We start from the raw sequence: 21,863 nt of genomic DNA, 5'->3' as shown, positions 1-21,863 counted from the left end.
TCTCTTCCTGCTCTTCCGGGGGCGGAGGCTCCGGTCCGGTCATGTCAGGCACCGAACAACCTCCGCCGCAGTGCGGCCGCGTTGCCGAATATCCGGATGCCGAGGACGACGATGATCGCCGTCGACAGCTGGGTACCGACCCCCAGCTGGTCACCGACGTACACGATCAACGCCGCCACCAACACGTTGAACACGAACGAGACCACGAACACCTTGGCGTCGAAGATGCGCTCCAGGTAGGCACGCAACCCACCGAACACCGCATCCAACGCCGCCACCACGGCGATCGGCAGGTACGGCTCGACGAAGTCGGGAACGCTGGGGTGGAACACCAACCCCAGCACGATCCCGACCACCAGTGCGACGATCCCGATCATCTAACGGTCCATCCTGTGCACGTCAGGCCTATCCAATCTGTTTGGCGAAGTTGACATCTCGCACCGACACCGCGGGCACGGTCAGGCCGTCACCGGCACTCACATTCACCCCTACCCCGTAGGAAGTCTCCAACAGCCGCAACCGTTGCAAACCCGGAGTGCGGTCGAAGGTGTCGGCCATCCCCTTCGGTGGTCCGATGGCCACAATGGCATACGGACTGGTGATCGGCTGATTGTCGACCAGAATTCCACCACCGGCCTGTCTGATCGTGACGCCGGCGCCGACCCGCACGCCACCTACCGAGACCGCCTCCGCGCCACTCGCCCACAGTGAATTCACCACCAACTGGAGGTCCCGGTCGAGAATGATCTGCTGACCGCCGGCAACTCGCTGTTTGGACACGTCACTCAGGTCCTTGGACAGGCCGGGGTCGGTGACCGTCACGGTCAGCCCGGGACCGATCATCGGGATGGCGGCGGCTTCGACGTTGGCGGTGTCCAGGCTGCCGAGCAAATGCTGGCCGTTCTCATCCATACCGAGCCGGCTACGCCGCTCGGCGTCCACCTGATCGACCAGTGCATCGCGTTGGGAGCTGGCCTCGTCGGCACCGATCTGAGCCGCGCGTACCCTCCCGGCCAGGGTGTGTTGGGCTTCGCGGGCCGCCGGCGCCGCCGTCTGGGCCTGGCCGGCAGCCACCGCGAACACCGTCGCGATCGCCCCCGCACCGACCACCAACCACCCGAAATCCCAGACTTTTCGGCGCGGCTTGTCACCGGCCTCACGGGCCGCGGCGGCCGCGGCGTAGCCGGGGTCGAGATGCTCCGACAGGAGCGACCGCAGCAGTGAGGGCAGCGGGATCCGCTTGGGCGCGTGGGCCTCATGGTCGTTGAGCCCGGCCCCCGACTCGTAACCACCCAGGGTGCTCATGCCCGTTTTACGGGGAGTTGTCGCACCACCATGCCCACCTGAACCAGATACAGCACCGCCGACCACAGATAGAGCGCCACACCCCACAGCAGGAAGGCCCATCCGCAGGCCAGCGCGACCCGACTCCACGTCGCGTCCCACTGGCCGAGCAGCACCCACGGGAAGGCCGACATCAGCGCGAAGGTGGCAGCCTTGCCCAGATACGTCACCGGCAGCGCGGTCAGTCCGCGGCGTCGCAATAGCGGCAGCGTGGCGGCGAGCAGGACATCGCGGCCCAGCAGGGTCAGCACCAACCACCACGGCACGACGTCGTACAGCGCCAGGGCGACCGGAACGGTGACCATGTAGATCCGGTCGACGAGTGGGTCGAGCAGTTCGCCGAGCCGCGACGACTGGTTGTCGACCAGGCGCGCGATCTTGCCGTCAGCCCAGTCGGAGAAGCCGCTGAACATCAGGATCGCGACGGCCCACCCGTTGGCGTGCGCACCGAACAGCAGCCACAGGAAAACCGGCACCAATACGAGGCGCAGCGCACTGAGCGCGTTGGGCACGGTCAGCACCCGATCCGACGAAGACGGTGCGGCCCGACTCGCTGCGCTCCTGCCCTCCGAAGCAGGCGCGGTGTCCATGTCTAGAACCTAGCGGAACACGCCCGGCAGGCTCAGCGCCGACATGGTGTCGTCGTTGAGCGGGTTGTCGTGGACCATGTACGTCCACGTCGACGTCGGCCGTGCCAGCTTGGACAGGTCGACACCGGGCTCGTCCTCGATGTCCTCCGCAGTGTCGAAGGTCTGCTGGGCGGCCTCGATGGCGTCGGCGGCCAGCGAGGCGAACGCGTCGACGGCCATCCGGTGGAACTCGTCGAGCGGGTTCTGCCGGCCCAACGCGCGCAGGTGGATGCTCTCGCGGATGTCGGCGAGGAACGCCAGGTGGTCGCACCAACCACGGTCGAGGTGGTAGAGCATGATCAACCGGCAGATCTTGGTCAGCTTCTCCTCGGCATCCTCACCAAACCCCTCGGCCAACTTCGCATACCGCTCCGGTGACCGCGCCTCGAGCTCCTGGCGTGCGGTATCGGTGCGCAGCAGGGTTTCGCGGCGCTCCACGATGATCGCGCGCTGCTGAGCGATGAGCTGGTTGTAGCGCCAGGTGTTGGCGTGCACATCGAGCAGCCTTCCCTCGGCGACCCGCTGCGCGTGGTCGAGCAATCCGGCCGCGTTGGATGCCGTGACCCGGCCGTCCTCGTCGGTTTCTCCTGGCAGCTTGGTTTCGTCGAGGTGGGCGGCCACCACCTCGTCCTCCCAGCTGGAGAAGAACACCGTAGAGCCCGGGTCGCCCTGGCGCCCGGCCCGCCCGCGCAACTGGTTGTCCAGACGTTCGGTGTGGTGCCGGCCCGTGCCGACCACGTGCAGCCCGCCGAGGTCGGCCACCTTCTCCTTGTCTGCCGAGTCGTCGCCCGCCTCGGACCCGCCCAGCCGGATGTCGGTGCCGCGACCGGCCATCTGCGTCGAGACCGTGACGGAGCCCAGCTTGCCCGCCTCGGCGATCACCGAGGCTTCTTCGGCATCGTTCTTGGCGTTGAGCACGACGGCGGGGACGCCCGCCTTGACCAGTCTGCGGTGCAGGTCTTCGGACTCGGCCACGTCGTGGGTGCCGACGAGTACCGGCTGCCCGGTTTCGTGCACCTCGGCGATGTGCTCGACGATGGCAAAGTTCTTGGCGGCCTCGGTGAGGTATACCCGGTCGGTCTCGTCCTCGCGGACGTTGGGCTTGTTCGGCGGAATCGGTGACACCCCGAGCTTGTAGAACTGGCGCAGCTGTTCGCCGGCGGCCAGCGCGGTACCGGTCATGCCGCACACGGTCGGATAACGGTTGATCAGCGCCTGCACCGTGATGGTGTCGAGGACCTCGCCGGTCTCGGTGGTCTCGATGCCTTCCTTGGCCTCGACGGCGGCCTGCAGGCCGTCCGGCCAGCGCTGCAGCGACGCGATACGTCCACGGGACGCGTTGATCAGGTGGACCGCGCCGTCCCGGACGATGTAGTGCACATCGCGCTGCAGCAGCACGTGCGCGTGCAGTGCGACGTTGACCTCGGTGAGGGTGGTGGCGACGTGCTCCTCCGAGTAGAGGTCGATATTGCCCAGCCGAGCCTCGAGCTTGCGGGCACCCGTCTCGGTGAGATGGACGTTGCGGTTGTCGTCGTCGGTCGCAAAATTCTCGGCGGAATCCGGCCCGCTGATCAGTTCCCCGACCATCCGGATGACCTCGACGCGCGGCTGCTCGCGATGGCTGGTGCCGGCGAGCACCAGCGGCACCAACGCCTCGTCGACCAGGACCGAGTCGGCCTCGTCGATGAGCGCCACGTCGGGATTCGGCGACACGAGGTCGGCGACGTCGGTGACCAGCTGGTCACGCAGGACGTCGAAGCCGATCTCGTTGACCGATGCGTAGGTGACGTCGCACTCGTAGGCGGTGCGGCGTTCTTCGGCCGTCGAGTCCTCGGTGATCCAGCCGACGGTCAGGCCGAGCGCCTCCAGCAGCGGGCCCATCCATTCCGCGTCGCGCTTGGCCAGATAGTCGTTGATGGTGATGACGTGCACGTGCCGGCCGCCGATGGCGTAGCCGGCGGCGGCGATCGCCCCGGACAGGGTCTTGCCCTCACCGGTGGCCATCTCGACGATGTCGCCGGCGAGCATGCGCAGCGCACCGAGCAGCTGTACGTCAAAGGGACGGAGGCCGGTCGTCCGGTCGGCGGCCTCCCGGGCGAGCGCCAGGAACTGCGGCATGTCGGCAGATGCGGCGAGGTCCTCCAGCTGAAGCAACTTGGCAGCCTTGGTGAGCTGCTCGTCGTCGAGTTTGGCAGCCTTGTCCTCGAACTCGGCTGCACCCTTGACCTCTGAGAGCGACCGGGCCTCGTTCCGCTCGGTACTGGCCCCCAGTAGCTTCCAGAACTTGCTGCTCAAGCGGCCCGGTTTGGCGCTGGACGTCTTCGGCACATGTTCACGGTACGCGGACGCGCAGAGTACGCCGGAGCGTGACCCCGAACAGGATCGGCGCAGCACACCGGGATGGTGTCTCACAGGCTCGTCGCGATCGCGCGGGGTACCTTGCCCGCATGGAGATGTTCACTCCGACCCTGGACTGGGGCAATGAGGTCGCGACGTCGCTGGTGTGGATCGCCAAAGGGTGGCTGATCGCGGCGGTGTCCACGATGGTGATCCTGGTTCTGCTCGCCAAGCTCACCCCGTGGGGCAGGCAGTTCTGGCGGATTACGCGCGGATACTTCGTCGGCCGCGACAGCGTGATCGTGTGGCTGTGGCTGGCGACGCTGCTGCTCTCGGTGACCGCAGGAGTGCGCCTGTCGGTGCTCTTCAGCTACCAGGGCAACGACATGATGACCAGCTTCCAGGTGATCGCCGGCGGCATCTCCAGCGGCAACGAGGCCGTCAAAGTGTCCGGCAAAGACGGGTTCTGGCTGTCGCTGGCCGTCTTCGCGCTGCTGGCAGCGATCCATATCGCCCGGATCATGCTCGACATCTATATGGCCCAACGGTTCATGCTGCGCTGGCGGGCCTGGCTGACCAGCCAGCTCACCGGTGACTGGCTGGACGGCAAGGCCTACTACCGCACGCGCTTCATCGACGACACCATCGACAACCCGGACCAGCGCATCCAGGCCGACATCGACACGTTCACCGCGGGCATCGACTCGCTGCCGAACCGTCCCAGTGCCGGCTCCACGAACACCCTGCTGTTCGGCTCCGTCTATTCGGTGGCCTCGATGATTTCGTTCACCGCGATTCTGTGGAACCTGTCCGGTCGCGTCACCCTGCCGCTGGTCGGCATCGACCTGCCCCGGGCGATCTTCTGGATCGGCATCGTCTACGTCTTGGTCGCCACGGTCGTGGCGTTCTGGATCGGCCGGCCGATCATCCAGCTGGCCTTCAACAACGAGAAGTACAACGCGGCGTTCCGCTATGCGCTGGTGCGGCTGCGCGATGCCTCCGAAGCGGTGGCGTTCTACCGCGGAGAGATCGCCGAACGCACCGGGCTGCGGAAGCTGTTCGCACCGGTCGTGTCGAACTACCGGAACTACATCAACCGGATGATCAAGTTCCAGGGCTGGAACAACTCGATCGACCAGGCCCAAGAGCTCATCCCCTACATCGTGCAATTCCCGCGGTTTTACAGCGGCGAGATCACCCTGGGCGCGCTGAACCAGACCGCCAGCGCCTTCCGCAGCCTGCTCGACGGGTTGTCCTTCTTCCGTACTGCCTACGACCAATTCGCCGGATACCGGGCCGCGATCATGCGTCTCCACGGGCTGGTCGTGGCCAACGAAGAGGGCAGGGCACTGCCTGAGGTAACCACCCTGCCGTGTGTGGACGGCACGGTGAAGCTCACCGACGTCGAGGTCCGCACACCCGACGGCAGGCAGCTCATCAATCCCCTCGACCTGCACCTGCAGGTGGGCGACACGTTGGTCATCACCGGGCCCTCTGGCAGCGGCAAGACGACCCTGCTGCGCAGCCTCGCCGAACTGTGGCCGTTCACCTCGGGCACTCTGACCCGTCCGTGCGGGCCCAACGAAACCATGTTCCTCTCGCAGTTGCCGTACGTCCCTCTCGGTGACCTGCGCGCGGTGGTGACCTACCCGGGCGAGGAGGGTTCCGTCGACGACGAGGCACTCAGGCGGACTCTCGACGAGGTGGCGCTACCTCATCTGGTCAGCCGACTGGACGAGGTGCAGGACTGGGCCAAGGTGCTGTCTCCCGGTGAGCAGCAACGGATTGCGTTCGCCCGCATCCTGCTCGTCAAGCCCAAGGTGGTGTTCCTCGACGAGTCGACCTCCGCGCTCGACGAAGGTCTCGAATTCATGCTTTACCAACGGGTGCGCACCGATCTACCCGACACCATCCTGGTAAGCGTCAGTCACCGCACCACCGTCGAGCAGCACCACACGCACGAACTGGAGCTCCTCGGTGAAGGCGAATGGCGGCTGGGACGCGTCGAAGATGACGAGGCTGACCTGATCAAGCAACCGTGAGCGGCCGTTCCCGGTAACTTGCCGGGGTATGGAGATGTTCACCCAGTCCCTGGACTGGGGCAACGAGATCCTTGCGTCGCTGTTCTGGGTCCTCAAGGCCTGGGCGATCGGCGCGGTGGCGCTGGTCGCGGTAGCGGCGGTGCTGGCCCGCATCACCACGTGGGGCCGTCAATTCTGGCGGGTCACCAGCGGCTATTTCGTTGGACGCCAAAGCCTTCCGGTGTGGGGTCTGCTCGGGGTCTTGCTGTTTTCGGTGATGCTCTCGGTGCGCATGGACGTGCTGTTCAGCTACTACCTCAACGACCAGACCACGGCCCTGCAGGTGGCGTTCTCCGGCGCCGGTTCGGGCAATGAATCGGTGCGCCGCTCGGGAATCGACGGCTTCTGGCATTCGATCCTGATCTTCGGACTGTTGGTGACCGCCGATATCACCCGCACCTTGCTCGACCTGTATCTCATGCAGTACTTCATCGTTCGCTGGCGGGTCTGGCTCACCCACCGGCTCACCGGGGACTGGCTGGACCAACGGGCCTACTATCGCGGCCGGTTCATCGGCGGCTTCGGCGGCACTCCGATCGACAACCCGGATCAGCGCATCCAGCAGGACATCGACGTCTTCACCACCGGTACCGGGCCAGAAACCAACACACCGACTGTCGCCACCGCGCAGACGCTGTTGTTCGGATCGGTCTACTCGATCGTCTCTGTCGTGGCGTTCACGCCGATCCTGTGGAATCTGGCCGGCCCCTTGACGTTTCTGGGCGTGACGGTGCCGAAGGCGTTGTTCTGGATCGCGCTGCTGTGGGTGGCGATCACCACGGTCGTGGCGATCTGGATCGGCCGGCCCATCATCCGGCTGACGTTCCGTAACTCGCTGACCAACGCCGCTTTCCGGTATGCACTCGTCCGCGTCCGCGACGGCGCCGAGGCGGTCGGCTTCTATCACGGCGAACGCACCGAACGTGGCACGCTGGCAGATCGGTTCGCCAAGGTCATCGCCAATTACCGGCGACTTGTGTTGCGGGGCGTGGCGTTTCTCGGCTGGAACCGATCCATCAACCAGATCATCGACCCGCTTCCGTTGATCATTCAGGCGCCACGACTGTTCGCGGGTCAGCTCACCTACGGCGATGTGCTGCAGTCGGCGAGCGCATTCAACCGGGTGCAGAGTTCGTTGAGCTTCTTCCGCTCGGTGTACGACGCATTCGCCGGCTACCGGGCCGCGATCATCCGCCTCGACGGGCTCGTCGCCGCCAACGAACAGGCAAGGGCACTACCGAGATTGGAGATCGGGGTGAGCGCAGGCGGCGGAGTCGAACTCGAGGACGTCGAGGTGCGGTCGCCCGAGGGCGATCTGCTGCTGCACGACCTCGACATGCAACTGGCACCGGGTGATTCGCTGGTCATCACCGGGCCGTCCGGCACCGGGAAGACGACACTGCTACGCAGCCTGGCACGGCTGTGGCCGTACGGATCCGGGACGGTGCGTTATCCCGAGCAGGGTGAGGTGATGTTCCTGTCCCAACTCCCCTATGCCCCGCTGGGCGATCTGCGCACGGTGGTCAGTTATCCCGCACCGACGGGTACCTACCACGACGACGAGATCCGGGCAGCGCTCAACACGGTCGCCCTGGGAAATCTGGCCTCCCGCCTGGACGAGGACGCCGATTGGGGAAAGGTCCTGTCCCCGGGCGAACAGCAGCGGATCGCATTCGCCCGGATTCTGCTGGCCAAACCGTCGGCCGTGTTCCTCGACGAGGCCACCTCGGCGCTCGATGCCGGTCAACAGCACGCGTTGTACTCGACCCTGCGTACCGAATTGCCCGACTGCATCGTGGTCAGCATCAGCCATCGGGACAGCGTCAACCGGCTCCACGACCGCCGCCTGGAACTGCTCGGCGACGGCCGCTGGGAGCTCGGTCTGGTCGGGGACTCGGCCTAACGTGCCGCGTGCGTACCGGCGCGGCGCCCGAAGAACGATCCTTCGCCGAGTTGCACGCCGCTGGCGTAGCCCTGGCCGTCCTGGGCGATGTTGGACGCACAGGCGCCCGCCGCGTAGAGACCCGTGATCACACTGCCGTCTTCACGCAGCACCTCGCCGTCGATGGAGACCGTCAGCCCACCCATGGTGAATCCCGAGTACATGGCGACGCCGAGCGACAGGTCGAACGCCGCGTAGGGGCCGTTGTCCTGCGCGGCGATGTAGTCGGGTTGCTTGTGGAAGTCGGGATCCTCGCCGTTGGCCGCGTTCTTGTTGTAGCGGTCCAGCGTTGCGGCCAGGTTCCCGGCCGGGATGTTCAGTGCCTCTTCGACTTCGGAGATCGTCTCGTAGCCGTCGATGAACTGGATGAGCGGCATGGCGGGCATCTCCATGTGGGCCTCGTCGACGATGAGGTATGCCTGCTGATCGGGCTGCTGCAGCACGAACGCGGAGGTACGCGAATGGTAGGAGTCCTCGGCGACGAAGCGTTGGCCCTGGTTGTTGACGATCACACCGGTCAACAGGATCTCCGGCGGGTAGGCCGCGGCGGTGATGAACAACTGGTCCATACCGTTGGCGACGCCGCCTGCCGCGACGCCCATCCGGATGCCGAGGCCGTCGTCGTTGGGATTGCCCAGGATGTAGGGCTCCACCTCGCCGTGGTGTTTGGTGCGGCGCTTCTTACCGAGCGCCGGGGTGTATTCAGCGACCATCTCGGGGTTCATCGCGAATCCCCCGGCGGTGATGATGACCGATTTCGCTTTGACGCAACCAGTTTCGCCGAAGTGTTTCCACTTCGCCCCGACCACCCTGCGCTCATCCGCACCGCCCTCGACGATGAGGTTGGTGGCGCCGACCTCGTAGCGGATCGTGACACCCAGCGTCTCAGCGCGTTTCAGCAGGAGATCGATCACCATCGCCGCGCCGCCCAGCTCGCCGGGAACAGGGACCGAGTGACCGCGGGGCGCCGGCTTGGCCTGCTCGGTGAACGGCCACACCTTCTCGTTGCCGGTGTAGGACAGCCCCTCGGTGCCCGGCGGAACCACCACCTTGCCGGGGTAGAAGCTGCGCTCGAACTGAAAGCCCAGTGCCTCAAGCCAATTGAAATGTTCGACGCTACCGTCGCTGTAGGCGCGGATCTTGTCCAGATCGGGTTCCCGCGAGACGGCGACCAGGTACTTGTACATCTCCTCGGCGGTGTCAGGGTGCCCGGTGGCCTCCTGCACCGCGGTGCCGCCGCCGAGATAGAAGTGCCCACCGGCCATCGCGGTGGTGCCACCGGCCGCCGCGGCCTTCTCCAACACCAGAACCCGGGCACCGTTGGCGGCAGCGCTGACCGCCGCACAGCCTCCGGCGATACCGAACCCGATCACCACGACATCGAACTCGTCGGACCAGGATTCGACGTCCGCAGCCACTAAGACTTCGGGGACATCGGCGATTTCCTTCACTGCTGCTCCTGTTTCACATACTCGAAGAACGCCCGGATCTCGGGCGGGATGTAAGCGATCTCGAGATACGGCACCCCGGCCCCGACGGCCGAGAGGTAAGCGAATCTCATGCCTCCGTGCATCTCGCCCTGGCACACCACCGGTGTCCCGTCGCCTTCGGCGTCGCGCAGTCGCGCCTCGAACGCCTCCGGGTCGGCCGCCTCGACGCAGATGTGGTGCAGGCCGGCCCCGTGTTGCTCCAGGAACTCGCTGTAGACACTGCCACCGCGTACCGGCGCAATGAGTTCGAGCTGGGTGTCGCCGGCGTAGCTCAGTGAGATGTCGGCCACGAAATCGGCGGGTCGGCCGCGGTGGTGGCAGGTCTCGGGGCTGAAATGCACCTCAGGCATACGCACCCACCGTCGCGCCCCCAGCAGGGTGGAGAGGGCCTGTTCGGTGGCATCCAGATCGGCGGTAACCCAGGCAATCTGGACAGGTGTCTGATCAAGCATCGCCATGAGAATATCGCCCACCCGCCGGGTTGGCTAGAACGTGTTCTAGTTAGCCGTTCCCGGTCAGGGCTGCCCGACCAGATTCGAGACCTCACCGGCTGGCAGCCCGCCGCCGCGGGCCTGCCCACTCGCGTTCTGCCAGGACACCGCAGCCGGATAGTTACCCCACGTGCTGTTGAACATCCCGACTATCGCGGCACGGCCATCAGGCATCACCACGTACACGGGGCCGCCGGAATCGCCCTTTTGGCTGACCACGCCGTTGGCCATGGTGAACCACCCGTTGTTGACGGCCTCGATGGTGCCGCAGCTCTCCCCGGTGACCACACCGAAGTGACAGACCGGCGCACCCGGTGTCGGTATCACCGAAGCGTCCTCCACCAGCATCCGCCCACCTGGCAGGACGTTGTTCGCCGCGACATCGCCGGCCAATTGGATGGTCTCCCAATCGGAAATCATGTGATTGGTGTCGACGGTGGCGCCGTCGGGCGTGTTGTCCAGGAAGGAACCCAGGTGCCCGATGAAGTTGCCGTCCCGGTCGTCCACCGGCCCACTTCCCCGGCAGTGGCCCGCCGTGAAGGCGACACGGCTGACCGGATCCACGTAGCCCAGCGTGCAGACATTCGTGCCCTGCCGGACCTCCATACCCGGGTACACCAGCGAACCCGCGGCGACTGCCACCGGTGCCGGACATACCAACAACCCCGCCACCGGAACCCCGGCCAACGCCCGCATCACCCCACCTAGCCAACTCTTCACGGCCGGCCTCCCTCGCTGTACGGACGTGGTGAATATCACCCTACCGACATCAATATCGGTCACGCGGCAACTTTGTTACCGGGGGTACCCACATCCCGTGAGATCCAGTGCCAGAAACAACGACGGCCCGGACCAGATGGTCCGGGCCGTACGTCTGTTCAGGTCAAGGAATCGTCAAGACCTGGCCGGGGTGAATCAGGTCGGGATTGGCGATGCCACTGGCATCGGCGATCTGCTGGTAGCGGTTGCCATCGCCGTAGAAACGCTCGGCGATCGCCCACAGGGTGTCGCCGGAGACCACCGTGTAGGTGCGCGGCTCGGGTGCCGGCGGGGGTGGCGGCGGCGCAGCCGGCTCGGGAGCGGCGACCGGCTCCTCCACGGCGGCCGGGGCAACCTCAACCTCGGGCGCAGCGGCCTCGGGTGCCGGTGGCGGCGGCTCGGAGGTGGCGGTCTCAGAGTTCCACGCGGGGCCGTCGGCGGCGTACAGCACCAGGTTGCGGTCGTCCTGGAGAACCAGCTTGACGTCCTTCTTGCCCTTGGTGTCGGTGTGCCACACCGGCTTTTCCGACGTGTACAGCACGAAGTTACCGTCGGTCTGCACCTCCGCCCTCTGCACATCCTGGCCGTTGGTGGAAGTCGACCAGACCGCTTGGCCACGTGCCTCCAACACCAGGTTGCCGTCATCCTGCAACGTCAGCGTGTACGCGCCGTTGTTGGAGGTGAGTGACCCCCCCTTCTCCAGCTTCTGTCCTTCGGTCAGTGTGTCTCCCACGCAATGCCCCTTTCGTGACCGTGATCCGGGTTGTCGCACCCGGGTTCTGTCGACCTTACTGATTTCAAGTTTGCTTTGGTGCCATTCGGCTCGCCTCGAATTCAAACGTCACACAAACACTGGGAAACGCTGGGAATCTCCAGAGCACGCGGGGCGAATCGGCCGCGCACGGCGTGTCGCGTATCGAAGCGCAGCGATGTGATCCGCCGGGTTCAGCCGGAATCGTAGCGCGCGTCAATTCCTATGGCGGCCAATGGTTCTGGCCGCACCGCCGGCAACCGGAGCCATCCCGGTCATCCGACCGGCTGAGATTCGGAAGACTCGACGGGCTGCCAGCCCGGTGGGCCGAACACGTAGCCCAGTCGGTCACGCAGCCGGTGGGCCCGCCGCACGTCGCGGGCGATCGCCACGTATTCGTGGGTCTGCAGCTTCCAGATGTTGAAGGTGTTCACGGGCTTGGTCAGCCCGTAGTGCGGGCGGAACACCTCCGGCTGGAAGGTGCCGAACATCCGGTCCCAGACGATGAGGATGCCGCCGTAGTTGCGATCCAGATACAGCTGGTCATGCCCGTGGTGCACCCGATGATGCGATGGCGTGTTGAAGATGAATTCGATTGGCCGCCATAGTTTTCCGACCCGTTCGGTGTGAACCCAGAATTGATAGACCAAGTTCACCGAAAAGCTCGCGAACACCAGCCAGGGCGGGATGCCGAGAAGTGGCAACGGAATCCAGGCCAGAATCTCACCGCTGTTGTTCCATTTCTGGCGCAGCGCGGTGGCGAAGTTGTAGTACTCACTTGAGTGGTGGGCCTGATGCGTCGCCCAGATCAACCGCACCCGGTGCGCGATCCGGTGGTAGATGTAGAACAGCAGATCCACCCCGACTATCGCGATCACCCAGGTGTACCACCGGTTCCCGGGCAGGTGCCACGGCGCCAGGTATGCGTAGATGGCGGCATAACCCAATAGCGCCAGCAGTTTCCATCCGGCCGTGGTGAGGACGGACACCAAACCCATCGAGATACTCGCCCACGCGTCGCGGGTGTTGAACGCGCCCTCGGGTTCCCGCTGGGATTCGAAGTGCTCCAGGCGTCGCGCGGCAGCCCATTCCACGGTCAACAGCACCAGGAAGAACGGGATCGCGAAGAAAACCGGATCCCGCATCGGCGGGGGCAGAAAGTCCAGGACGGACCGGATCATGTCCATGTCAGCATCTTCGGGTCAGCGGAAGTTGAGCACTTGGCTGCCCCAGGCCGCGTGCAGATCACGGTCCAGGTCAGCAATGGTCTTGTCCTGTTTGTCGATGAGCAGCGTGGCGCGGTCGTCGCGGCGATATGGCCGCCATACCGGTTCTCCCGGCGCCCCCGACGGTTGCGCGGTCGCCGCGAAGTTGACCCACCGGCGGCGCAGCCGCTCCGACACCGCACGTCCGTGCTTGAGCCCACCCAGCTTGAAGGTCGGATCCTTCGGCCCGGCAACGAGATTGCCCCAGACATAGGGCAGCTCGGTGGCGTGGGCGGCACCGAGTCGCAGCAGTCTCAACATCGGCGTGGTGTAGTCGAAGCGGTACAGGTGCACCGGCGCGACAGCGCTGTGGCCTTCGGCGAACCACAGTGTCGGCATGCGGAATCCGACGTCGCGTGCCACACCCAGCCCGATCGCCTTGGGCCGCAAGCCTGCATAGGCCGACGTGATCTGGGCTTCGGTCGGCAGTTGCAGGCCGGGTTGCTCGGCGGCGATGGCGGCGAACATCGACCGCAGTGCGCCGGGAGTGATCGGCATCAACGGTGATCTCATCCAGCGGAACACCGTGGCCTCATGCGCGTTGGTTCCGATGATCAGCGGAACCCGATGGGTGCGCCCCGCCCTGGCCGCCACGACCGGATAGTCCGGAACCACATCTCCGTCGACGATCGGTGCGAATGCCAGCAGGCCGGGCGTCTGCGTCGGGACCGCGTCGAACACGTCCTTGGCCGCCGCCAGGATGGCGGGCACCGGGGCACCGGACAAACGCCCGACCTCGTTGCGTTGGATGCCCAAGCGCTCCAGGACCTGGGCGGCCACGGCACGTGATCGTTCGCCGTCGTACACCGATGTCGCCGGCGAACTCTGCGCGATCGCCGCACTGAATAGGCCTTCGGCGGCCGGGCTGGCCAGCAGTGTGGTGACGATCCCGCCGCCGGCCGACTCGCCGAACAGGGTCACCCGTTGCGGGTCACCACCGAATGCGGCGATGTTGTCGCGTACCCAGTGCAGTGCGAGCAGCACGTCGCGCAGACCGAGGTTGGTGTCGAAACGCAGCCCCTTGGCACCCGGCTGCCCGCTGAACTCGGACAGGTCCAGGAAACCGAACGGGCCGAGCCGGTAGTTGACGGTGACCACCAATACGTCGCCCTCGGAGGCCAGGACCGTGCCGTTGTAGAGCGGCTGACTGCCCGAGCCGAGGACGTAAGCACCGCCGTGAACCCAGACCATTACGGGCTTGGCATCCCCCGCCTCGGTTCCTGCAGGCGCCCAGACGTTGAGCACCAGACTGTCCTCACCCTGGCGGCCGCCCAGGTCCAGCGGGAGCCGCGGATCGGTGATCTGCGGGCATACCGGAGCCGTCACCGTCGCGTCGGCGATCTCCGGCCGGCGCAGGGGCGGCTGCGGTGACCGCCACCTCAACTCGCCGACCGGCGCTGCGGCGTAACGAATACCGAGCCACTGCTTGACCGTCCCGTCGTCGGTCCCGCGAACCGGCCCGTGCCCGGTCTCGACGACCGGCTCAGCCCTGGTCCGGACGGGTGTCGGATCGGTCATGCGGACTCCTCGGTGAAGCTGGGGCGAACTCCCCCACGGTACTCACCCGCCGAAGTGGGCTCGGATAAGTTTGTCCGGTGCGGAAGTGGGCGTTGTTGATCGCGGCCGTCATCACCGAGGTCACCGCCACGCTGTCGCTGCGTGCGTCCCAGGACCATCCGGGGTGGCTGGTGCTGGTGGTGTGCGGCTACCTGGCGGCATTCGTGTTGCTGACCCTGGTGCTGCGGGCGGGTATGCCCGTTGGGGTCGCCTACGGCATCTGGGGTGCGCTGGGTACCGCGGCGACGGCCGTGCTGGCCGCGGCGTTGTTCGGCGATCCGTTTACCTGGCCGATCATGGCCGGTATCGGTCTGATCATCGCCGGCGTGCTGCTGGTCGAACTCGGGTCGCACCCACATCGGGCCGAGTCATGATGTGGCTGGCACTGACCGGGGCGATCCTGGTGGAGGTGTTCGCCACGCTCGGGCTGCGCGCGTCGGACGGGTTCCGCCGCAAGGTCTGGCTGGCGCCGGTGATCGCCGGGTACGTGATGTCGTTCTATCTGCTGTGGCTGGCCCTGTCGTTGGGTGTGCCCGTGGGCATCGCCTACGGCATCTGGACGGCATGCGGGGTCGCGCTGGTCGCCATCATCGCCAAGTTCCTGTTCAGCGAACCGCTGACCCCGGTGATGATGCTCGGTATCGCGCTAATCGTGTCGGGTGTGTTCACGATCGAGCTGGCCGGCATCGGCCCGGGCACGCACTGACGACCGTCCCGGCAGCACTCCGGCCAGCAGGGCGGCGACCATCCCGGCCACGGGAACGGCCAGGAGGCCGGCCCGCAGCCCGGCTGCGTCGGCGACGAGCCCGACGAGCAACGGCGCACCGAAGAACCCCACCCGCATGAGCCAGGTGACCGCGGTCAGTCCGGTCCCGGGTCGCAGCCCCGGCAGCTGGTCGGCGCCGTGCATCGCGGCCGGCACCAGGGTGGCAACCCCCAGGCCTGCCAGCGCGAAGCCGGCAATCGTGGTGACGATGTTCGGGAAGGCCAGCGCGGTCCCCATCCCGGCGGCGGCGATGAGTCCGCCCACCCGCGCCACGGTGGCCTCTCCGAACCTGTCGACCAGCCGGTCGCCGATCAGCCTTCCGACGAACATGAACCCGACCAGTGCGATGTACCCGAAGACCGCCAAGGCCGGAGGTGTGTGCAGGCTGTCGCGCAGATACAGGGTGGCCCAGGAACTGCCGGCGTCCTCGACCGTGGCGCCTGCGATGGCGATCAGCACCAGCGCCAGCAGGATCAGGTACACCCGTGGCCCCGCCCCGGACCCGGGCGAAGCGTGCGCTGCCGGATGATCGTCATGGTCGGGCCCGGGCAACAGGTAGCGGTAGGCGGCCAGGGCCACCGCGCTCAACAGCACGGCGATCACCGAGAGATGGATGGCGCGCGGGATCCCCAGGGCAATTGCACCGGCGCCGGTGAGCCCGCCGAGGATGGCCCCGGCGGCCCATACCGCGTGCAGTGAGTTGATGATCGACCGGCCGTGTTCGCGCTGCAGCCGCAGCCCGTGTGCGTTCTGTGCGACGTCGACCACCGAATCGCAGGCGCCGGCCAGAAACAACGCGGCGGCGAGCAGCAGCGGGGTGCTCGCCAAGCCGGCCAGGACGACGAAGGCGGCCAGCGCCACGGTGCCGATGACGGCCACCCGGGCGCTGCGAAACCGTCGGATCAGCGTTGCCGCAGTCAATCCTGCGACCAGCGCGCCGCCGGAGAACGAGGCCACAGCCGCCCCGTACACCGCATTGCTCAGGTGAAGATCGGTCTTGATCTCCGGATAGCGCGGCAGCAGATTGGCGAAGATCGCGCCGTTGGTCAGAAACAACGCTCCCACCGCGATGCGGGCCCGGCGTAAGGCGGATACCACTGAGCCGACACTACTGCGCGGCGGACGGGTCAGCCGACCGCCGACACCAACCGTTCGCTGACCTGCCACAGGTCGGCGGCCTTGGTCCCGTCGTAGGAATCACTCGAGGACCGGATCCGGCGACTCCCTTCGAAGTACGCCCCGGAGACACCGTCGAGGTTCGGATCCGCCACCAGCGCGGCGAGATTGGCTCCGGAGCGTCGAGTGCTGTTGACATTGGGCAGTATCCGCAGGGCAGGCATGAACAGACGCCAGGCCATTCGCTGAACGCCCGAGTAATCCCTGGCCAGCCCCGAGCCCGGCATCAGGCCCGGATCGAACGCGTTGACCGTGATTCCGCGGCCACCGTGGCCCAGCCGGCGGTCCAACTCATAGCTGAACAACAGGTTGCACAGTTTGGAGGTGGTGTAGCGGCGCCGGCCCTCTTCGCCGGTGAGACCGCCCGGCGGAGGGCTGAGCAGGTCTTCGGCCGACGTGTACCGCGGCGCCGGCATACCGGTGAACTTCTCCGGATCGTGGGTGCCGCTGCTGACCACCACGATCCGTGCCGGTGTGTCCAAGTGCTCGAGCAGATGCTGTACCAGCGCGAAATGACCGAGATGGTTGACGCCGAACGTCATTTCGTAGCCGTCCGCCGTCGTCTGCGAACCCGCAACCATCTGCAGCCCGGCGTTGCACACGAGCGCGGCCACCGGCGGCACATCCAATCTCGACGACCTGCCGGCAAAGTCGCGCACCGACACCAGCGATGCCAGATCGAGTTCACCGACGGTGGCGCGCCCGGGATGGCCGAGCCGTGCCGCCGCGTCGGCACCACGCGCGGCATCGCGCACGGCCAGCACCACATGCCAGCCCGGATCGGACTCCAGGAGGGCACGCGCGCATTCGAATCCCAGCCCGGCGTTCGCGCCGGTGATGATCGCGGTCCGGTCGGTCACTGTTCGTCCTCCAGGAGTATCGGGACCAGGGCGGTGACGGCTTGCCACAGCCTCCTGTACATGCGCACGACGTCGGTGGTGTCGGGTTCGAGGTGGTTGGCGAAGAACACGCCGTCGGACTGCGCGACGGCGAAGGCGGTGAGTTCGGCGACCACCCACTCTGCGCGGTGTGGCGGCAGGCCGTCGGGCAGCAAGCGGCGGACGGCGTCGGAAAATCGCGCGATCGCGGTGTCACGCACGCGGCGCACCACCTGCGTCACCGTCGGATCCTCGCTGCGTTCCAGGGACAGCAGGTAGAGGATCCGCAGGAATTCGGGGCGCTGCGATTGCAGTTCGGCGAGAACCGCCAGTCGTTCGTCGATGCTGCCTTCGCTCGGTATCGCCACGAAGAAGCGTTCGGCCCCGCGGGCCATCACCGCGGCGAGGACGCCGTCCTTGGATCCGAAATGCCAGTAGATGGAGCTGGCCGGTAGGCCGCAGGCCTTGCGGATGTCACTGATCGAGGTGGCGGCGTAACCGCGGGTGGCGATCAGTCGCTCGGTGGCCTCGAGGATCTGCTCCCGCGAATCCGCGCCCTGCTGTTGTCTTCTGGTGGCTGGAGACGTCATGTCGACCTCTCTGTAAGGATCGTTACAGACAGGCTAACAGCGCTCGCGGGCAAGGGCGAGCACCCACGTGGCGGTGGACGGCGGGATGGCGACAACCTGGAGGTGCGCCGCGACACCAGGGGCGACCTGCCGGCCCAGCGATGTCGGCTGACGCGATCGCGTTCCAGGCACCAAGATTGGCACCATGACCTCTTCGTCATCGGCCCCGTCGTCGACCCTGCTGGAGTTGGCCCGCCGCTACGGCGTCGCCGCGGAGTTCGACGACTGGACCGGCCGCCGTACCGCTGTCGCAGAGGCCACCCTGGTCGCCGTACTGGACGCGCTGGGTGTGAAGGCCGGCACCGAACAGGAGCGCGCGGACACCTTGGCGGCGCACGACCGGCAGTACTGGCAGCGCCGCCTGCCGCCGATCGTGCTGGGCCGGGCAGGAGTGCCGTCGAGCTTCTGGGTCCACGTCACCCACGGGGATCCGGTGCACCTCACCCTGTTGCTCGAGGACGGCACCGAACGCGGCGGCCTGAGGCAACTCGAGAACAACCGGCCTCCATACGATCTCGGCGACCGATTGGTCGGTGAGGCCACGTTCGAATTGCCCGCGGACCTGCCGCTGGGCTATCACCGACTGCAGTTGCGAGAGGGGGAATTCCATACCGAGGCGCCGGTGGTGGTCTCCCCCGCCACCCTGGGACTGCCCACCCGCCTGGGCCGGCGCCGCGCCTGGGGTCTGGCCGTCCAGCTCTACAGCATCCGCTCGCAACACTCCTGGGGTACAGGCGATCTCACTGACCTCACCGACCTGGCCGTGTGGTCGGCCGCCGCGCACGGCGCCGGGTTCATTCTGGTCAACCCACTGCACGCGGCCGCCCCCACAGCGCCGATGGAGCCCTCGCCGTATCTGCCCACCTCCCGGCGTTTCGGCAATCCGCTCTACCTGCGCGTGGAGGCCATTGCCGAATTCGCCGCGGTCCGTAACCGCGGTCGCCTCCAGAGGCTGCGCACCACGGTCAACACGCACGCCGACCGCCATGCGACCATCGACCGCGACGCGGCCTGGCAGGCCAAACGCACCGCACTGGAACACGTGTACCGAGTTGAACGCTCGGCAGGCCGGGAACTGGCCTACACCGCATACCGGGCCCGGCGAGGCCACGGCCTGGAGGAGTTCGCGACCTGGTGCGCGCTCGCCGAGCAGTACGGCGCCGACTGGCATGCCTGGCCGCACGCGCTGCAGCACCCGGCGAACCCGGAGGTCGCCGCGTTCGCCGCGGCCCATGCGGATGCCGTCGATTTTCATCGCTGGCTGCAGTGGGTCCTCGACGACCGACTCACCGCAGCTCAGGCCGCGGCGGTTCAGGCCGGGATGGCATTGGGCGTCATGGGTGACCTCGCGGTCGGCGTCGATCCCGACGGTGCCGACGCGTGGGCCCTGCAGGATGTGCTGGCCCTCGGGGTTACCGCCGGCGCCCCGCCGGATGAGTTCAACCAACTCGGCCAGGATTGGTCGCAGCCCCCATGGCGGCCGGACCGGCTCGCCGAGCAGGCATATGAGCCGTTCCGGGCGTTGGTCGAGATGGCGTTCCGACACGCCGGCGGGGTGCGCATCGACCACATCATCGGCATGTTCCGGCTGTGGTGGATCCCGAAGGGCGCCGCGCCGACCGAAGGCACCTATGTGCGCTACGACCACGACGCGATGATCGGCATCATCGCGCTCGAGGCGCACCGGGCCGGGGCGATCGTGGTCGGCGAGGATCTCGGCACGGTTGAGCCGTGGGTACGTGACTATCTGCGTGAGCGGGCCTTGTTCGGCACCTCGATCCTGTGGTTCGAGGCGGACGAGTCCGGCAGGCCCCTACCTGCCGAGCGCTGGCGTGAGTACTGCCTGTCCTCGGTGACCACCCATGACCTACCGCCGACACACGGATATCTGGCGGGCGAGCATGTGCGGTTGCGGGAGGAACTCGGCCTGCTCACCCGGCCTGCCGATCAGGAGTTGGCCGTGGACCGCGCCGCTCAGGCGGCCTGGCTCGACGAGCTGCGCCGGGTCGGTCTGCTCGGACCCGATCCGGATACCGATCAGATCGTGACGGCGCTGTACCGGTATCTGGCCCGAACCCCGTCGAAGTTGCTCGCACTGTCGCTTGCTGATGCAGTCGGCGAGTTGCGTACCCAGAATCAGCCGGGGACCACCGACGAATACCCGAACTGGCGGATCCCGCTGGCGGGTCCGGACGGCCGGCGACTGTTGCTCGAAGACGTGTTCACCGATCCGCGCGCGGCCGCGTTGAGCCAGGTGATGGCGGGGATCACCGGACACCCGGTCCAGTCCGGGATGTAACGCTTCTGGCTTCTGCTCCGGTTTCACAAACGTCTCTGCTGCGATATGTTCGCAAACGCACCCGACTGACGGAGTTCACGTGAAGAAGCTTGTTGCGCTCGGCGGCGGTCTGCTTGCCGCCGGTTCGATGGCCCTCATGGCCGCGGGCACCGCCACCTCACAGCCGAGTTCGGCTTCGGTCAACGTCGTCGGCGAGCCGTATATGAAGGCGCTGGCGATCCTGAAGAGCCAGGGCGTCAAGGCCACCTTCGGCGGCTCTTTCGGCAGTGCCTTGCCGCAGGCCGAGTGCCTGGTCGATTCCCAGAAGGTCAACTCCGGCGGCAAGATGATCCTGATGCTGGACTGCAGCGAGGCCGCCGCCGACCAGTCGGCCGATTCGGCCGTGCCCGGGGGTCCGAGGGTCGGCAGCAACGGCGTGACCACAGTGACGCCGACTCCGGTGGTTCCGATCGCCGGCGCGCCTGGCGCGGGCACCCCACCCCCCGCCTGACCCCCACCCGGTACCGCCGTTCCCACCTAAATCCGTACACTGCTGAGAGTCCACTCATCCCAGGGAGGCTCTCGATGTTGCGTCCGTTGCGGTTCGACAATGAGATCGACCCGGGCCCGGTACAGATCCAGGCCCGCAAAGTGCACTTCGATCTCGACGACATCCCGTTGCACTGGATTCCCGGCCATCCTGTGGCCTCGTCGATGGTGAACCTGTTCAACGTGGTGCTGCCGGTGGCCGAGCACTGGTTCGTCGCGACGTTCAACGAAGCGCTGCCGTATGTGCGCGATCCCAAGCTCGCCGACGACATGCGCGGCTTCATCGGTCAGGAAGCCACCCACGCCGAGACGCACGATCAGGTGCTCGACGAGTTCCTGACCGGTCACGGGGTGGACTACCAGCCGGTGCTGTCTCTGGTGGAGCACGTGTTCACCAGGACTCTGGCGCCGTCGGACTCACCCGATCCGCGCCGCAGGCTGGCCCACCTGTGCGACCGCCTGTGGCTCATCGCGGCCATCGAGCACTACACCGCGGTGTTGGGCGACTTCGTGCTGAACTGCGCCTGGGAGGACTACGACGCCGACCCGACGATGACCGACCTGTTCCGCTGGCACGGCAGTGAAGAGGTCGAGCACCGCAGCGTGGCCCACGACGTGGCGGTGTACTTCCAGGACAGCTACTTCAGCCGGGTGCGGGCGATGTCGATCGCGGCGACGGCGGTGTACCTGTTCTTCCAGCGCGGCTGCTGGGCGATGGTGAAGAGCGATCCGACCCTCGACATCGGCTGGTGGCAGATGAACAAGATGCGTATACGCGATTCCAAGCTCGGACTGCTGCCCAAGTTCTCCCGGATGTTCGGCTCCAACACACTGGCCTACTGCCGGCCCGGGTTTTCCCCGGAGGAGATGGGGTCGACGGCCCAGGCGGTCGCGTATCTGGCGAGTTCACCCGCGGCGCGGGCCGCGCACCTGTGACGGAC

General features: G+C 66.7%; 21 protein-coding genes. 7 read left to right on the top strand and 14 right to left on the bottom strand.

From position 1 onward, the window contains the following. Nucleotides 1–44 precede the first annotated feature (44 nt). Genes ACZYZF_RS25310 through secA2 form a run of 4 tightly spaced genes read right to left on the bottom strand, consistent with a single transcriptional unit; the run spans nucleotide 45 to nucleotide 4,301 of the window. Nucleotides 45–377 carry a small basic family protein gene (locus ACZYZF_RS25310; RefSeq protein ID WP_036449743.1) on the bottom strand — a complete coding sequence of 111 codons (333 nt, stop codon included), beginning with the start codon at nucleotides 375–377 and terminating at the stop codon, nucleotides 45–47. Between the two features lie 28 nt (nucleotides 378–405). Further along, nucleotides 406–1,305 (bottom strand): DUF881 domain-containing protein, encoded by a 900-nt coding sequence (locus tag ACZYZF_RS25305; protein WP_463747788.1) that lies wholly within the window; start codon nucleotides 1,303–1,305, stop codon nucleotides 406–408. Beyond that, the gene (locus ACZYZF_RS25300) at nucleotides 1,302–1,934 is read right to left on the bottom strand and encodes a CDP-alcohol phosphatidyltransferase family protein (protein ID WP_463747787.1); all 633 of its coding nucleotides are present in this window, start codon (nucleotides 1,932–1,934) and stop codon (nucleotides 1,302–1,304) included. The genes ACZYZF_RS25305 and ACZYZF_RS25300 overlap by 4 nt, the downstream gene beginning before the upstream one ends. Nucleotides 1,935–1,943: 9 nt before the next feature. After that, nucleotides 1,944–4,301, bottom strand: coding sequence for an accessory Sec system translocase SecA2 (secA2, locus tag ACZYZF_RS25295; protein WP_463837141.1), 2,358 nt, complete (start codon nucleotides 4,299–4,301; stop codon nucleotides 1,944–1,946). Nucleotides 4,302–4,420: 119 nt separating this feature from the next. Here secA2 and ACZYZF_RS25290 point away from each other — a divergent pair, with 119 nt between their 5' ends. Together ACZYZF_RS25290 and ACZYZF_RS25285 are read left to right on the top strand one after the other, a co-directional pair. Next, complete coding sequence (locus ACZYZF_RS25290) at nucleotides 4,421–6,352, top strand: ABC transporter ATP-binding protein/permease (RefSeq protein ID WP_463747785.1); 1,932 nt, start codon at nucleotides 4,421–4,423, stop codon at nucleotides 6,350–6,352. A 28-nt stretch (nucleotides 6,353–6,380) separates the two neighbouring features. Continuing rightward, nucleotides 6,381–8,294: an ABC transporter ATP-binding protein/permease gene (locus ACZYZF_RS25285; RefSeq protein ID WP_463747784.1), complete on the top strand. Its 1,914-nt coding sequence runs from the start codon at nucleotides 6,381–6,383 to the stop codon at nucleotides 8,292–8,294. On the opposite strand, the gene ACZYZF_RS25280 is transcribed toward ACZYZF_RS25285, so the two are convergent. From ACZYZF_RS25280 to ACZYZF_RS25255, 6 genes are all read right to left on the bottom strand, one after another. Continuing rightward, nucleotides 8,291–9,775, bottom strand: a complete 1,485-nt coding sequence (locus tag ACZYZF_RS25280) for an FAD-binding protein (RefSeq protein WP_463747906.1) — start codon at nucleotides 9,773–9,775, stop codon at nucleotides 8,291–8,293. The genes ACZYZF_RS25285 and ACZYZF_RS25280 overlap by 4 nt on opposite strands. 5 nt (nucleotides 9,776–9,780) lie before the next feature. Next, nucleotides 9,781–10,275, bottom strand: a complete 495-nt coding sequence (locus tag ACZYZF_RS25275) for a VOC family protein (protein ID WP_463747783.1) — start codon at nucleotides 10,273–10,275, stop codon at nucleotides 9,781–9,783. 63 nt (nucleotides 10,276–10,338) lie between these two features. Continuing rightward, on the bottom strand, nucleotides 10,339–11,034 hold the full coding sequence (locus ACZYZF_RS25270) for an Rv1815 family serine proteinase (protein ID WP_463747782.1): 696 nt from the start codon (nucleotides 11,032–11,034) through the stop codon (nucleotides 10,339–10,341). A gap of 163 nt (nucleotides 11,035–11,197) precedes the next feature. Continuing rightward, nucleotides 11,198–11,806 carry a LysM peptidoglycan-binding domain-containing protein gene (locus tag ACZYZF_RS25265; RefSeq protein ID WP_166905038.1) on the bottom strand — a complete coding sequence of 203 codons (609 nt, stop codon included), beginning with the start codon at nucleotides 11,804–11,806 and terminating at the stop codon, nucleotides 11,198–11,200. Nucleotides 11,807–12,099: 293 nt separating this feature from the next. Next, complete coding sequence (locus ACZYZF_RS25260) at nucleotides 12,100–13,011, bottom strand: sterol desaturase family protein (protein ID WP_463747781.1); 912 nt, start codon at nucleotides 13,009–13,011, stop codon at nucleotides 12,100–12,102. Nucleotides 13,012–13,026: 15 nt separating this feature from the next. Beyond that, complete coding sequence (locus tag ACZYZF_RS25255) at nucleotides 13,027–14,607, bottom strand: carboxylesterase/lipase family protein (protein WP_463747780.1); 1,581 nt, start codon at nucleotides 14,605–14,607, stop codon at nucleotides 13,027–13,029. A 77-nt stretch (nucleotides 14,608–14,684) separates the two neighbouring features. Here ACZYZF_RS25255 and ACZYZF_RS25250 point away from each other — a divergent pair, with 77 nt between their 5' ends. Both ACZYZF_RS25250 and ACZYZF_RS25245 read left to right on the top strand, forming a co-directional pair. Beyond that, a complete protein-coding gene (locus ACZYZF_RS25250) occupies nucleotides 14,685–15,020 on the top strand; it encodes a DMT family transporter (RefSeq protein WP_463747779.1) in 336 nt (111 codons plus the stop codon). Beyond that, nucleotides 15,020–15,352, top strand: coding sequence for a DMT family transporter (locus tag ACZYZF_RS25245; protein ID WP_463747905.1), 333 nt, complete (start codon nucleotides 15,020–15,022; stop codon nucleotides 15,350–15,352). The genes ACZYZF_RS25250 and ACZYZF_RS25245 overlap by 1 nt, the downstream gene beginning before the upstream one ends. Here the strand turns inward: ACZYZF_RS25245 and ACZYZF_RS25240 are convergent. Genes ACZYZF_RS25240 through ACZYZF_RS25225 form a run of 4 tightly spaced genes read right to left on the bottom strand, consistent with a single transcriptional unit; the run spans nucleotide 15,293 to nucleotide 18,242 of the window. Next, a complete protein-coding gene (locus tag ACZYZF_RS25240; protein WP_463747778.1) occupies nucleotides 15,293–16,510 on the bottom strand; it encodes an MFS transporter in 1,218 nt (405 codons plus the stop codon). The genes ACZYZF_RS25245 and ACZYZF_RS25240 overlap by 60 nt on opposite strands. Before the next feature lie 29 nt (nucleotides 16,511–16,539). Then, nucleotides 16,540–17,448: an SDR family NAD(P)-dependent oxidoreductase gene (locus tag ACZYZF_RS25235; RefSeq protein WP_463747777.1), complete on the bottom strand. Its 909-nt coding sequence runs from the start codon at nucleotides 17,446–17,448 to the stop codon at nucleotides 16,540–16,542. Beyond that, nucleotides 17,445–18,056 carry a TetR/AcrR family transcriptional regulator gene (locus ACZYZF_RS25230; RefSeq protein WP_463747776.1) on the bottom strand — a complete coding sequence of 204 codons (612 nt, stop codon included), beginning with the start codon at nucleotides 18,054–18,056 and terminating at the stop codon, nucleotides 17,445–17,447. The genes ACZYZF_RS25235 and ACZYZF_RS25230 overlap by 4 nt, the downstream gene beginning before the upstream one ends. A gap of 33 nt (nucleotides 18,057–18,089) precedes the next feature. Continuing rightward, nucleotides 18,090–18,242 carry a hypothetical protein gene (locus tag ACZYZF_RS25225; protein ID WP_463837139.1) on the bottom strand — a complete coding sequence of 51 codons (153 nt, stop codon included), beginning with the start codon at nucleotides 18,240–18,242 and terminating at the stop codon, nucleotides 18,090–18,092. Here ACZYZF_RS25225 and malQ point away from each other — a divergent pair. The 3 genes from malQ (at nucleotide 18,241) to ACZYZF_RS25210 (ending at nucleotide 21,858) form a co-directional block, all read left to right on the top strand. Continuing rightward, on the top strand, nucleotides 18,241–20,394 hold the full coding sequence (gene malQ, locus ACZYZF_RS25220; RefSeq protein ID WP_463837138.1) for a 4-alpha-glucanotransferase: 2,154 nt from the start codon (nucleotides 18,241–18,243) through the stop codon (nucleotides 20,392–20,394). The two genes, ACZYZF_RS25225 and malQ, sit on opposite strands and share 2 nt — an antisense overlap. A 79-nt stretch (nucleotides 20,395–20,473) precedes the next feature. Next, nucleotides 20,474–20,884 carry a hypothetical protein gene (locus tag ACZYZF_RS25215; protein WP_463747774.1) on the top strand — a complete coding sequence of 137 codons (411 nt, stop codon included), beginning with the start codon at nucleotides 20,474–20,476 and terminating at the stop codon, nucleotides 20,882–20,884. Nucleotides 20,885–20,958: 74 nt separating this feature from the next. Further along, nucleotides 20,959–21,858: a metal-dependent hydrolase gene (locus tag ACZYZF_RS25210; protein ID WP_463747773.1), complete on the top strand. Its 900-nt coding sequence runs from the start codon at nucleotides 20,959–20,961 to the stop codon at nucleotides 21,856–21,858. Nucleotides 21,859–21,863 lie beyond the last annotated feature (5 nt).

It is taken from the genome of Mycobacterium sp. IDUB_24, assembly GCF_055419385.1.
Note: the sequence above shows the minus strand (reverse complement) of the source record. Positions and strands in the feature narration are given on the sequence as shown.